Annotated in this window: 7 protein-coding genes; 6 read left to right on the forward strand and 1 reads right to left on the reverse strand. The window is 34.8% G+C overall.

What is annotated here, in order from left to right:
- Window positions 1–4 precede the first annotated feature (4 nt).
- Window positions 5–1,195, reverse strand: a complete 1,191-nt coding sequence (locus U6A24_RS09875; protein ID WP_324179801.1) for a hypothetical protein — start codon at window positions 1,193–1,195, stop codon at window positions 5–7.
- A gap of 278 nt (window positions 1,196–1,473) precedes the next feature.
- Here U6A24_RS09875 and U6A24_RS09880 point away from each other — a divergent pair, with 278 nt between their 5' ends.
- From U6A24_RS09880 to U6A24_RS09905, 6 genes are all read left to right on the forward strand, one after another.
- Complete coding sequence (locus U6A24_RS09880; protein WP_324179802.1) at window positions 1,474–1,878, forward strand: response regulator; 405 nt, start codon at window positions 1,474–1,476, stop codon at window positions 1,876–1,878.
- A 1-nt stretch (window position 1,879) separates the two neighbouring features.
- Window positions 1,880–2,314 (forward strand): response regulator, encoded by a 435-nt coding sequence (locus tag U6A24_RS09885; RefSeq protein ID WP_324179803.1) that lies wholly within the window; start codon window positions 1,880–1,882, stop codon window positions 2,312–2,314.
- Between the two features lie 162 nt (window positions 2,315–2,476).
- Window positions 2,477–5,167 carry a TonB-dependent receptor gene (locus U6A24_RS09890; protein ID WP_407654027.1) on the forward strand — a complete coding sequence of 897 codons (2,691 nt, stop codon included), beginning with the start codon at window positions 2,477–2,479 and terminating at the stop codon, window positions 5,165–5,167.
- Window positions 5,164–7,017, forward strand: a complete 1,854-nt coding sequence (locus U6A24_RS09895) for a YfiR/HmsC family protein (RefSeq protein WP_324179804.1) — start codon at window positions 5,164–5,166, stop codon at window positions 7,015–7,017. The genes U6A24_RS09890 and U6A24_RS09895 overlap by 4 nt, the downstream gene beginning before the upstream one ends.
- A 124-nt stretch (window positions 7,018–7,141) precedes the next feature.
- Window positions 7,142–9,640 carry a TonB-dependent receptor gene (locus U6A24_RS09900; RefSeq protein ID WP_324179805.1) on the forward strand — a complete coding sequence of 833 codons (2,499 nt, stop codon included), beginning with the start codon at window positions 7,142–7,144 and terminating at the stop codon, window positions 9,638–9,640.
- 3 nt (window positions 9,641–9,643) lie between these two features.
- On the forward strand, window positions 9,644–15,184 hold the full coding sequence (locus U6A24_RS09905; RefSeq protein WP_324179806.1) for a fibronectin type III domain-containing protein: 5,541 nt from the start codon (window positions 9,644–9,646) through the stop codon (window positions 15,182–15,184).
- Window positions 15,185–15,186 lie beyond the last annotated feature (2 nt).

The following is a 15,186-nucleotide window of genomic DNA, read 5'->3' on the forward strand; positions in this document are numbered from 1 at the left end:
TATTCTAATCAAACTGAAGCTTAAAGGGGTTTCTAATCTCATATTCGTTGGGCGAAATTAATTCAACCAAAGGTTTTAAGAGCGCATTCGAAATAGAGTTTCCATGTCTTGCATATAATTTCATTTCGACTGGTTTGGCCCCAACACAACTTTTTATGATTTCCGCTGTCCTTCCAAGTCTAAGTTCTTTTGCTCTTTTTTCAATAGCCAGATCTACATAATCGTATAACATTCTCTGATAAACATCATATTCTTTGTTGTAGGCATAATCGATTCCAATATGATTTGCGTCTACAGCATTGCCAAGTATAAATGAAGTCGTGAATCCAACCAATTTTTCATCAAGAAAATACCCTTTGAAAACAAAAGAATCTCCAAGAGTTTGTTTTAAGTGTGTAAAAGTATACGAATTAAGTTTGCCAATTTTGAAATCAGCTTTATCAATTACAGAAAGATATAATCTGTCAATATCATCTTTAAAATTAGTAATATCGGAAGCTTCAAAGTATTTCACGATGATTTTTTCAGATTTTTTAAAGACTTTTTTTGCTCTTGTTCTAAACTTTGTTCGCATGCTGGCCAAGTAATCATCAAAACTGGTCCAGCTTTGATGTATCTGAAGTACCATGTTTACATCGATCCTGAATTCTCTAAAATCGTGATCTTTAATATAGTCACTACTGTTAAAAGATTCTGGCCAAAACTCTTTTAACAAAATAAACGAAGGTTTTTCTGGGTTTTCAGATTTTCTTATTTCTTTTAAGGCATTCGATAAACTCTCAAAAGCTTCCTTGGCAGCTATTTTGGTCGAGTCGTAAATAAAACCATGCTCTCCGCACGAAAATAAATTACCGCATACCAAAACACGTATCTCAATATTTTTAAACAACGTATTTCGTATGGTTTCGTTTATTTTACAGGGAAATTCCTGAAGTTTCAATTGTTCAGGATTAAATTTTATTAATTGTGCAGCAGCAAGGGCCACGGGTATATTTTTGTCATAAAATATAATGTATCTAAACTTAATACTTTCAAAAAGTGTATTCTCAAGAGTTTTTAAATATTTCAGTGACAAAAAAACATTGTTATCAGAATTTACTGAATTCCAATCCTTGATGGGTATATCTTTGATATGAGAATAATAATCATATCGAAGCGCTTTGGCTTTACATCTATTTTTTATTTTTTCTAACATGTATCCCTTTCAGACGTTTACGTAGTATATGTGTCGCCTGTTTTTTTTCAAAGTTACATTTATTTTGACTCTAATCTCTTAACAACTTTTAAAAATATTAGCTTTTCAATTTTTTGATTTTAGATCAAAACGTACTCATTGCACCGGTAAATAAGTGAATTAAGTGTCATTTAATCGTTAAAATTAAATTTTTAAACGAAAACTATTTAATAAAGTTTAGTTTTGTTATGGAAAATTGAAATAAGTTTATTTTCTTTAGAGTGTAATTGGAAAAATTTATGGGAAAATCTGTGAATTGTGTCTTATTAATCGATGATGATAAGGCTACAAATTTTTTTAACGAACGGGTTGTTACCAAACACGAAAACTTTCATAAGGTAAATACTGTACAAAGTGGCATTGCTGCTTTGGAATATCTGAATGCAGTAGAAAATAATCAAGCCATAAAGCCAGACCTAATTTTTTTGGATATTAATATGCCGGCAATGAATGGATGGGAGTTTTTGATTGAATTTTCTAAACTCGACCAGAAATTAACTACTGGAATTAAAGTGATTCTTCTCTCTACTTCATCCAATCCAGATGATGTAAGAGAATCAGCAAAAAATCATTCTGTCGACGATTTTATAAATAAACCTTTGTCGCTAGATTTATTGGATAGTGTATTAAAAAATCATTTCTGATATGGGGAAATTAAAACATTTTCTTTTAATAGATGATAGTAAGGCGACCAACTTTTTCAACAAAACCATTATTCAAAAAGTGGATTGTGTAGAAGAAGTTAGTGTAGCAGAAAACGGTAAAGAAGCATTGGATCGTTTACAATCCGGAATTGTACCCGAAATTATTTTTTTGGATATTAACATGCCGGTAATGAATGGGTGGGAGTTTCTTTCTGAATTTCAAAAATTTGACAATGCATATCACAATTCAATAATTGTTTTGATGTTGGGAGCGCAACTTAATGATGAAGAACAACGTCTGGCAAAAAGCATTCCCGAAATTAAAGCGTATAGTGACAAAATGCTAACCAAACGAATGGTATGCGATATTATTGATAAACATTTTGACGGAATAAATCCGGAAGCATGTGTACAAGAAAATAAACTTGTGTCTTAATCACTTTGATAATTCTCTACAAAAATATTTGTAAATTACATTTGCATTAACGTATCTTAATGTTTTAGTTTTACCCCTATATGGAGATTTTCCATTAAAAAAAGTAAACAAATCAAAACATCTATTACACACACACTTCGTCTTGTTCATAAAAGGTATAAAATTTATTATACCTTAATCTTTATATTTTGCTTTGGTTTCAACACCTTTTCTCAATCCCGAGCTACTATATCCGGGAATGTCTCCGATCAATTTGGTAATTTACCTGGAGCACGAATCAGTATTGAAGGAACTGATCTAAGTGCAACAACAGATGTGAACGGTAATTACTCTTTTGACGTTGATGAAGGAGAATACGTTCTACAGGCGGCATTTATAATGTACACGCCAGTTTCAAAAACTGCGATTGTTAAGGTAGGAGATACAATACAATTGGATTTTGTTTTGGAAACCGGTTTTTCTATGGATCAACCTGTTTCTTTGGGATCTAGAGCAAAACCCACATCATTGCTCAAAAATACGTCGGCTGTAGATATTGTTTCTCCCCAGCAATTGACCAATTCTTCTCAAATTGAATTAAGTCATATATTACATTATCTAATACCTTCATTTCATTCGACAAATCAAACTATTGCAGATGGAACAGATCATATCGATCCTGCCACACTTCGAGGATTAGGGCCTGATCAGGTTTTGGTACTGGTAAATGGTAAAAGAAGACACAGCAGTTCTTTATTAAATGTAAACGGGACAATAGGCAGAGGATCTGTGGGTACAGATTTTAATGCAATTCCAATTGCGGCTATTGAAAGAATAGAGGTGTTACGTGACGGGGCTACTTCTCAGTATGGTTCTGATGCTATTGCAGGAGTTATTAATATAATTCTGAAAAAACAGACCGAAGTAATTCAGGTAGATAATCGAGCCGGAATTACAACCGAAGGTGATGGATTTAGTTTATACTCTTCGGCAAATTTTGGACTAAAAATTGGAAGAGAAGGATATATTAATGTTACCGCCGAATACAGAGATAGAGAAGAGATTAATAGAGCCGGAGATTATACAGGTAGCGTATATACCGATGATCAAGCTCTGGATCAGACCTTAATACAACAGAATAATTTTTTTGCACAAACGGGATACTCCGATAGAAGAGTGATGGAAATAGGAAGTGCAAAGACTCAAAATCTGGCACTTACTTTTAATGGTGAAATGAAAATGTCAGAATATGCAACATTCTATATGCAAGGAGGGCGTAATTATAGAGAAGGTAATTCAAAAGGGTTTTATCGTTTTCCTAAAGACGAGGATCGCGTGGTGCAAGAGCTTTTTCCTAATGGTTTTTCACCAGAGATATTAACCGATATTCAGGATGATGCAATAGCAATCGGGGTAAAAGGGATTAAAAATAATTGGGATGTTGATTTTAGTCACTCGATTGGTATTAATAGGCTGGATTATACAGTAAATAACTCAAATAATGCTTCTCTGGGTAGTGCTTCTCCAAGAACATTCTATGCCGGAGGGTTTATTTATAAACAAAATACGACCAACCTGGATCTTTCAAGAACGTTTGATTGGCTCAATGGGGTAAACATTGCTTTTGGAGCCGAACTTCGGGTTGAAAACTATCAAATTATTGCAGGCGAGGAGGCATCTTACATTGATGGGGGAAGTACATTTACCAACGATCAAGGGGTAGAATTACCTCGCACACCGGGTGCACAGGTATTCCCTGGTTTCCAACCAGAAAGTGAATTAAATCGTTTTAGAACCAATAGTTCAGGATATCTTGATATAGAGGCAAATCTTTCAGATCAGTTATTGATTAGAGGAGCAATTAGATATGAAGATTATAACGATTTTGGAGGGCAAACCATAGGAAAGTTATCAGGGAGGTATAGAATCAATGACGATTTAAGTTTAAGAGCAGGGTTCTCGACCGGATTTAGAGCACCATCACTACATCAGGTGTTTTTTCAAAATATAAGCACACAATTTGTTAACGGAGAAAGTTTGCAAGTCGGAACCTTTAATAATGAAAGCGCAATAGTAACCGAGGCTTTTCAAATAGGAAAATTAAAACCAGAGTTATCTACCCATTTTAGTGCTGGGTTTAGCGGTAAGTTTAATGATAATTTTACTTTTACCTTTGATTATTATCAAATCGATATTGAAGATAGAATAGTACTTTCAGGAAGATTTGCAGAAGGATATGAAACTATACTGGAACCCTTTAATGTAGGTGCTGCACAATTTTTTACGAACGCTATAGATTCTAAAACAACTGGAGCAGATTTGGTGATGTTTTTTAAAGCGCCAATTAATAGAGGAGAGTTTAATGCGTCTCTTGGGGCCAACATTACAAATACCGAAGTAAAAGGACCTATAAAAGTTTCTGCTGCCCTAGAAGGACAGGAAGAAGTGCTTTTTAATAGAGAGGAAATTGCTCGTGTAGAAAATGGGCAACCCAATTACAAGTTAAATTCTTTATTGTCCTATGACATTAACAAATTTAGATTTCAAATGGTAAATACCCTTTTTGGAGAAGTTAAGTTCATTCATCCCATGGATGGAGACCAAACAAACTGGGTACTAAATGAATTTACTGGAAACGTGGAAACAAGAGACCAGACATTTTCTCCAAGGTTAGTAACAGATACGGCCATCTCATATCAGTTTAATGATTATCTAAAATGTACAATAGGAGGAAATAACATTTTTAATGTATTTCCAGACAAACATAAACATTCGGCAAATACTGAAGATGGAAACTTCATCTACAGTAGAAGAGTTCAGCAATTTGGGCTTAATGGATCTAATTATTATGTAAGGGTATTACTTAGATTATGATGAATACTTACAGAAAAATATTCGCTATAAAAAATAATCTAATACTAATTATTAGCCTTGTAATAGCTTCTCTTTTTTCTTTAAAATGCTATGGTCAGGACACCAGTAATGAACAGGTAAAAAGACTTCAACGGGCAATTTTTGTTTTTAATTTTGCTCAACAGGTTGGAGGGTGGCCAGATTTTGAAACTCAGGAAAGCTTCAAAATTGGTGTTTTGGGGCCAGATAGAACGGTGTTGGATCTGCAAGCAATGGCACTTAAACGTAAAATTTACAATAAACCTGTAGAGATAGTGCGTTTTCATAGGGTAAAAGAAGTAAAAGATGTTCAGCTACTTTATGTAAATCATAAGTTTAACTATGGGATTCACTATATCCTTGGTAAAATTTCTGGAAAAAATATCCTCTTGGTTAGTGAAGATTACAATTTTAATTCCTCGATGATTAATATGGTCAATGTAGAGGATTCCTTTGTATATGAAATTAATTCAGACCGATTAAAAAATGAGGGCTTTGTTATTGCGCCCACCTTGCCAAGACATGCAATAAGCTCTGCAGAAAAATGGAAAAGATTATACCGTAAAACAGAGAGATCATTAAACCTTGTTCAAGAAACAAACCAGGAACAAGATTCTATTATAAAAGATAGAGATAAGGAACTTCAAAATCAAAAAGACAAGATTACTAATCAACTCGAAAAAATAGGGCATCAACAAAAAGAGATTGATCATAGAGAGGAAGAAATTAGTGCTAAAAACAGAAGAATTGAAAGTCTGTACACAAAAAGTCAATTACAACAGAAAAAATTTGAAGAAAAAATATTGATAGAACAGGAACTCGAGAAAAAAATTCAAGAACAGGTAGGGTATATAAAATCTCAGGGAGAGAAGATAGAAAATAGTAATTTTGAAATAGACGAACAGAACAAGTATCTAGAGGAACAAAGAGAGAAAATTATCAAGCAAGAAGAAGTTTTGGATCAACAGGCCTCAGAGATTAGTGCTCAAAAAAAGGTGAATTTTCTTTTGATTTGTTTGGTTATGCTTTTTCTTGGGGTTGCATTTTTTGTTTATCGAGGTTATCTGAATAAGAAAAAGTTCAATAAAGAATTACAAGAAAAAAATCTTGCCATTCATGAACAATCTGTGCAGTTGGAAGCCAAGAATAAAGAGTTAGAGCAATTTGCCTATATCGCAAGTCACGACCTGCAAGAACCTTTAAACACAATTTCTAGTTTTATAGGTTTAATTTCTGAGGATTATGGTGACAGTTTTGACGATGTAGGAAAGGAAAGCCTTGCATTTATTAAAGATGCCAGTGTGCGAATGAAAAAGCTAATAGATTCATTACTTGAGTACTCGAGGTTAGGAAGAAATAAGGAGTATGTCGAAGTCGATCTTAATAAGGTTTTTGGGGAATTGAAAAAAGACTTAGGAACAATTATCGAAAAAACCGGGGCAAGGATCGACGTAGGTAAATTACCAAGAGTAAAAGGATCTGAAATTGAACTTCGTTTGGTTCTTCAAAACCTAATTAGCAACGCGATTAAATTTAGGGAACCAAATAAGGTTCCAGAAATTGAAATTTCTAGCGTAAAAGTAACAGACTTGAGTGATGATGGTTCTGATTTCTGGAAATTTTCGGTAAAAGATAACGGCATAGGTATTCCCGAAGAGCATAAAGATCGAATATTTGCTATTTTTCAAAGATTACATACACGAGAAGAATACAAGGGAACTGGTATCGGTTTGGCACATTGCAAAAAAATAGTCGAATCACATGGAGGCAAAATTTGGTTATCTTCAGAAAAAGGTAAAGGAAGTACTTTTTATTTTACAATTCCGGGATAACACAAACAAAAAACTTCTTGCCCTTTTTGTAATGCAAAGTTTTCATTAAAAAGGACTTAGGTTTTTTGGTAACCTCATTAAAAAAGAATATTTTCGCGCTTCATTATTAAGAAAACATTAACATTTGGTCCCAAAATTACTCTGTTACATTTTTTTCTTATTCTTTTCCGTTTTTGCCTTTTGTCAAAACCTGGGGCAAATTGGTAAAGCAAAACTGTTTAAATTAACCGGGGGTGTAGCGGCTAATACCGTTTTTTATGAAGGAGAGGCTAATAGAGATCCATTTACTTATTTTATAACGGGTAATGTAAACTTAAATATTAGCGGAGTATATAACATTCCTTTTTCATTTTCATATACTAATCAAAAATTCCAGAATAGCAATCCGTTTTCATTTAATAGATTAAGTATTCACCCTTCTTACAAATGGGCAACGGCACATGTTGGAGACGTGAGCATGACCTTTTCTCCTTATACTTTGAGTGGGCATCAATTTACGGGCCTGGGAGTAGATTTAACCCCTGGTAGCAAGTTTAAAATTAGTGCTATGTATGGGCGGCTGCTTAAGGAATCGGAATATGTAGAAGACGATCCGCAATCCGAACCAGCTTATAAACGAATAGGTTACGGATTAAAAACATTATATACTGAAGATAAATTTTCTATAGGGTTAACTTTTTTTAAAGCTTCTGATGATGAAAATTCACTAGAAACTCCAGTTCCATTAGAATTAGAATTACAGCCCAAAGAAAACATAGTAGCCAGTTTAGAAGGGGGGCTTAAATTTTTTGATAGAGGAGAATTACGTATTGAGGCAGCGTCTTCTGCCATTACCGAGGATATAAATGCTGCAGGAGAAGAAGCAGATCCTTTTATTCTATCATCTTTTCTCAACAACAACGTTACTACACAACATTATAAGGCTTATAATGCAAACCTTAGCTATCAGGTGGCAAAGGGTTCAATTGGAGTTGGTTATGAGTATATTGATCCCGAGTATCGCACATTTGGGGCGTATTTTTTTAATAACGATCTAGAAAATATTACTCTAAACGCTACCCAAAGTGTATTTGCAGATAAAGTAAATATCTCTTTCAATGGGGGACTTCAAAAAGATGATTTGGATAACACCAAAAGCTCTCAACTACAACGCGTAGTAAGTGCAGTAAATGTAACATATACCGCTTCAGAAAAATTTAACTTGTCAGGTGGGTATTCAAACTTTCAATCTTTCACCAATATTAAGGATCAATTTGATTTCATCAATGAAGTTTCACAAACAGATAATTTAGATACCTTAGATTTTCAGCAGATATCCCAAAACGCAAACCTAAATGCTAATTATATTCTTAAAGATTCCGAAGATAAAAAGCGAAACCTAAACGTGGCGCTATCTTTTCAGAATGCGGTGAATAAACAAGGAGGAGAGGTAGCAGAAAATGGAGACTCCAAATTTTATAACGGTACTGCGGCCTATACAATGGGATATCCTGAAAGAAGTTTAAATATTGCTACGGCAGTAAATGTAAGTTATAGTACTATTGGGGTAGATAACAGCCTCACTTTTGGCCCTACTGTATCAGTTAATAAACAGTTTTTTGAAAAGAAGTTGCGTACCACGGGTTCTGTAAGCTATAATCAAAGCAGCAGTAACGGAGAAAAACAAAGTGATGTCACCAATATTAGGTTAAGCGGTAATTATACCTTTAAAAAGAAACATAATTTTAGTCTTAATCTATTATCACAGTTACGAAGTACAACTACTGCATCCAATCAGAATTTTACGGCCACTTTTGCTTATAATTATACGTTTGATAAGTTTAAGGCACCTAAGTTTAAATGGCCCAAGAAAAAAGAAAAAGATAAAAACAAGGATAAGGACAAAGACAAAAAGAAGAAAAAGAGGTCCAAAAAAGATGAGCTGCTTAATTTTAGGTACAGAGATTCTGTGTATAATGGCACAATGTCTGAAATCAACTATAAATTGACAGCATTGCAAGATGATCCACATTTTGATCATATTCCTGAATATAAGAAGGGCGAACTTACTATGCTGCGCCAAATCGTGGCCGATCAAAAAAATATAAGTGATTATAAAGTAAAGGCAATAGATTTCTTAAAAGAACTCTATAGTTATGAAGACTATCTTGAAGGGTATCATAACATGGTATTTGATATTATTGTAGAACTACGACGCGATATGATGCGATTAGATTATGCTTTCGAAAAAGCCTTTGTTAAAGCAAAAGTAGCTGTAGATAATCACCAATTACACAAAAGGACTCCAGAAGAGCGATTACAAGCGCATAAGGAACTTCAGGAGACATATGCCCGTTTAGAAAAGAATAGCGAAATAGCGCTAGCAAGATTAATTGGTCATCGTTGGATGTTACCTATTATCTCTAAATATAAAACTATTGAAAAAATTGAAAAACCAGACGAATATTTGAGCAAGTTGATGGAGCAGGAGAAGGAGAATATATTCCGATTAAAAGATAAAGGAGAGACAGATCAGGAAATTGAATTATATTTGATTTCCCAGATCATCGATTTTTATATGAAGGAATCTGTTAAACATACAGATCCCGACAAGTTTGTATTAAAGTATATAGAAAAGAACTAACCTATGAAGAAATTTTTACTTACCCTTGTTCTTGTTGTTTGTAGTGTACAACTATCCCTGGCGCAAAGATTTCCAGTAACTGTTGTGCCACAGGTAAATCCACCGGCACCGGTAAATTTTCATAACTACGCTGATGCTACTACAATTAACAGTCCGTTGCAGGTACAACTGTTGCTTAGTGATATTTCGGTAAGTAATCTTCAGGTACGATTAAAGGTCTCTTTTGAAGGAAACGGTATTTCTTTTGAAAGTCGTGATCTTGTTGTTGGTGCGCAACCTTTATTTATCGATGGAGGGTCACCATTGACATTAAGAAACACAGACTTGGGGCCGTACTTCGAGTTTCAAAATCTTCAAGGGATTAATGCCAATTTATATGGTCAAACAATACCCGAAGGAAGTTACCAATTCTGTTTTGAAGTATTTGAGTTTGTTACGGGTAATCGCCTTTCTTCAAAAACTTGTGCTACAACGTATATCTTTAAAAATGAACCTCCAATACTTAATTTACCTCTTGATGGTATCAATATGGAACCACAGGCGGTCGATAATATTGTATTTCAGTGGACTCCGAGGCATATCAATGTAAGCAATGTAGAGTATGAACTAAGCATTGTAGAGATTTGGGATGATGGTGTGGATCCACAAACGGCTTTTTTATCTTCTCCACCTATATTTCAAACTACTACAAGAGCCAATTCATTTGTATATGGACCAGCACAACCGCAGTTGCTTAATGATAAACGTTATGCATGGCAGGTCCAGGCAAAAGCACTCCAGGGTGCAGAAGAAATAGGGCTCTTTAAAAATGAAGGTAAAAGTGAAATCTTTTGGTTCTCTAAAGTAGAACCCTGCGAAACACCATTTAATGTTTCGGCAGAGCCAAAAGGGATTTCTAAAATGAACGTGTACTGGGACGAAGATCCAACAATTTATACCGAATATACTATTGCCTATCGTGAAGCGGATAGAGAAAATGCAAGATGGTTTACCATGCGTACCAATAGTGGTTGGGCCACTGTTTGGGATTTAAAACCTGGAACTACCTATGAATATAAGGTAAAGGGAAAATGTAAATACCAATATAGCGAATACACACAACCACAAACAATAACTACAGAAACCGCACAGGACGAAACCGCAAATTATAATTGTGGAATTGTACCCGACGAGATTGCGATTACCAATAGAGAGCCAGTTGCAAATATATTAGTAGGAGACCGTATTACCGCGGGAGACTTTGTAATTACCATAACCGATATCGAGAGTGAATCTAATGGAAGAATTACAGGTGTAGGGTATGTTCGAGTGCCATATTTCGAATTGGCACGATTTGCAGTAAGATTTAATGGTATTTTAATCAATACCGACTATCAATTGGCCGAAGGTGAAATCGTAACGCTTTATGATCCTAAGTTTGGAGCGGATGCCCAAATGACTGTGGATATAGATACCAATATCGGAGAAGCTGTTACAGGTGATCAAGGAGGAACTGATGATCAGAAAGTAGACTTTGTAATTTCTAGTGTAGAGATTGATAGTAACGGTGCCATTGTGATCAAAGGTGAAAATGGAGAAGAGGCAATTATTCCTGGAGGAAGAGATATTACCATTACCGATAGCGAAGGGACTCCTTGGACCGTAGGAGAAGATGGAACCATCACCAAAGGAGAAGGAGCCGAAGGAGGTGCCGCTACGGCGGGCAATACTACAGGTATTGATGAAAATGGAGCCTCTCAAATATCGGCCAAAGGAGTTCGCGTAGATTTTGAAAACTCTGGATACTATTACTTTGATGAGGTCCCCAGTAGTGTTGCTAGTAAATTAACTGAAGAATATAAAACGATTACTATATCCGATGGTGGTGAGTATACTGTACCGCATAAAGCAGTTTCTAATATTGCAGGACATGCTCAGGATATTCTTACCGCACGAGCTACATTTACCGATAGCGAAATTACCAAAGATGATATTATTTTTAAAACCAAAGATGGGGTAAAAGTTGATGCAAGTTGGAGTGGTGATGTGGCAACACTTACCTTGGTAAGAAAATTTGATTATGCTATAGAAGAAGTCTTGGCGACTGTAAAACCAAAAGATACGAGTGATCAATATTCTGTGGCAGGGGTATTTAATATGGTACATCTTGCTTCCCAAGAAGTAACTGATATCAATATCACGCTGGTTCCTATACAAAGGGTGGGCTTAGATGAGAGTTTAAAAGCGCAGATCAACGAAATCTATAACAAAGCAGGCGTTAATTTTAATATTACTATCGAAGAACCTCTAGACATTAATAAAGGTGATTGGGACTTGGATGGCAACAATCAGTTAGATATTGGAGATAGTAGTCTATTAGCGCAATATACCGAAGAAGAACGTGCCATTTACAAATACTATAAATCCAAAAGGTCATACGACAAAAAACGCTACTATGTTTTTGTATTAGGAAACGGTATTCCTCCTTCTAAAACTAATGTGCAAGGGTTTATGCCACTGAACCGCCAATATGGCTTTGTTTTTGATCCTAATAACCTTGCCAAAACGATTGCTCACGAACTTGGTCATGGTATATTTGGTTTAGAACACCCTTGGGATACCTACGGATTTACTCCAGAGAGTACCAATTGGTTAATGGATAACAAGGATAATGGTACTGTGTTAAACCACATGGATTGGAAAAAAATGCATGCTCCAGGGATTCAATTGTATATGTTCCAAGATGATGAGGATGGGGAATATGCAAGTTATCAGCATATTATCGGATATACTGTGGTTCCTGGGTTATTTTCAGAAAAGATAGGGCATCAAGGCTCTGATTTTTTATCCTTTGTTTCGTATGCAGGTAAAATCTTTTCAATTCCTTCTACGGCTACCGATGTAACATTTGGAGAAAATGGAGTGTTATATGCATTTACAATACCAGAAAATGGAGGTTTAGAAAGGTATATTGCTTTGCAATACACTGATAAAGCAACTTCGGAGAAAAGATTTGCAGGTTATCTCAAAGAATCTGGTACAACTAGTACCAGACAAAATAGAATGCATAAAGATTACTCGACCAAGGGTATTAATGGAAATTCTGCATCAGTATACTTAGGATTCTTGTCAAGAAATGGATCAGAATGTGGTATAAAAGTATTTAACGCAAGCTATGATAAAAGTGATATTACTCCACCTTGGAATTCTGGTGGAGAGAAGCTACCAATGGTGAGTGTTAGTACTATACTTTCTAAGCTTAAGAGTAGTTTCAATACTGATTCGGAGACCGTTTATGGCAATAAGTTAGAATTTAATCGTACTGTTGATTCACCTGAAGCTTGTACTTTATCTTGTGATAAAGGTAAGGAATTCTATGAAGTTCATGGGGAGAATATTGCAGATGCGAAAGTTCGAGATATAGTATTTAAAATATCGACCTTAATTTGTGATCCGAAAATTGAAACATCTTTTTTTGACGAGTTTAGCGAAAAAGGATATAACAATTTACTAGAGTGGCAGAAAAATTTCTATAATCAAGGTAATTGGCCTAATGATTATGAGGCGTATAAAAAATTCTATGATTCTTATGAAAAATACGTAAAATATTATCTCAAGGTGAAATCTATAATTAAGACAAGCAAAGATAGAGAAGCCCTTTTACGTATTGCTTATAATCTTTCCTTAAATCAATTGAAGACCCTTTCATCGGCAGAAAAACTTAAGATGCTTCAGATTATCGCAAGTGAATCAATGGGAGGTTTTCTTACAGGGATAAACTACAATGAAGAATATTTGGCATTGAAAATAATCAATTCAATAAATGACGAAAAAGATGAAAAAGACCAAGTAAATAAATTTCTTGAAGGCCTATCTTCTGATACCTATAAGGTTAATGATGAGGATCTCTTATATGTGGCATTATTTGATCGTATAGATGACTTTTTTGGCAAGAGTAATTTTACAGCTTTGATAATTAAGCTTACTGAATTGAGTTTGCAGAACAAAGGGTTAAGTACTAATGGAGATCTCACGGCTGAACAAATAGAAACAAACTCGAAAGCAAAAATTCTTTGGGATGTAGAAAATAAACAATTTTTGTGGATTTTCAATGTGGTAGAGGACAAAACCAATGTTGATGTTGAGGTTAATGATGATCAAAAATCTATTCATATAAAATATAACTGTATTGATCGCGGTAAAGGGAGAAATAGAAGATACTGTAATAAATATGAAGTAGATGATGATTTCAAACCTTTTGATTTTGTTTCTTTGAATATTATTAAGGATTTAGCGTTTAACCCCGATGATGCATCTGTAGTGCCTCAAGGTCAGGGAACATTGGTTCCAGCTATTTTTATGGAATATTTGGCTACAAAAAGAAGCAACGCGATTACAACTAATGTGATAACAAATACGTTAACTATTGCTTCCTTTTATTTTTCCGGTGGGACCATAATTTCGGCAAGAGGAGCACTTACTCTGAAGACTCTTCCTGCATATGCAGATCTTTTTGTGACAATGTTCAATCCTTATTTTTCAGGACCAGATTTTGCTCGACATGCCTCTACAGCTTTGCAGGCTACATTTGATGTAGATCAAAAAACAGCAGACGAACTTGCAAAAGGAATGCAGATTGTCTGGACGGTCACCTCCACTGGATTTACATTGGCAACAGCAAAAGATGTAGCTACACCGTCAAAACATATAGAGGCCATAGCAACATATAAAGCTTTGGTTAAAAAAATTGGAAATGAGATAGATGCAGCCAGATTTCTGGCCAAGGAGAAAAAACTGGCAGAAGAAACTATAGAAGGTTTCAAAAAAGCTGAACAAGAATTGATCAAAGCCGGTAAAGTAACAAGGAAACAACTTGATGAGGCTGTTGAGGCGGCTGAAAAAAGAATGGCTGCTTTGGTAAAAAGGAAAGATCATTTAGGAGAGCTTATTGCGCAATCACAAAAAGCCTTAGATAATGAGATCGACGAGGCACTAAAAGCAGCTTCCAATAGTACCAAGCAAATAGATGAGTTTAAGGTAGTAGACGAAATTGTCGAAACTGATCAAACGATAATGGATGCTACCAGAAAGTTTTGGCAAAATCACGAGGAAAATGTTTTTAATCATCTTGTCAATAAATACAATGGTGCCAAAAATGTAGGTAGACAGATTACGGTAGATATTACAATTACCCAGGCAAATGGTACAAAAATTACGAAACAATTACGTTTCGATAATTTGGTAAATGTTGGAGAAGGTAAGCCTTTTAAAATTATAGATGCCAAAAGTAGTGTAAGGAAAGAATTAAGTACTTTTACATCCAACGATCTGGCAACAAAAACTAGTACCCCAAATCAAGAGTGGTTTTATAAAGCTTTAAAAGAAAGTAGTAATACTATTGAGATTTCACCAAGAGGACAAAGGGCAAAGGATTTCTTTGGAAGAATTGACAGACTGGAGAACAATGCATTACCAAATTCTATTCCATTTGAAAAAAATATTGACTTTTTTGTTAATACTAAGGTAATAAATGATACGTATGATATATATAAGATTATTCATTAAGT

The sequence above is a fragment of the Aquimarina gracilis genome, from assembly GCF_035285365.1.
GTDB classification, from domain to species: domain Bacteria; phylum Bacteroidota; class Bacteroidia; order Flavobacteriales; family Flavobacteriaceae; genus Aquimarina; species Aquimarina gracilis.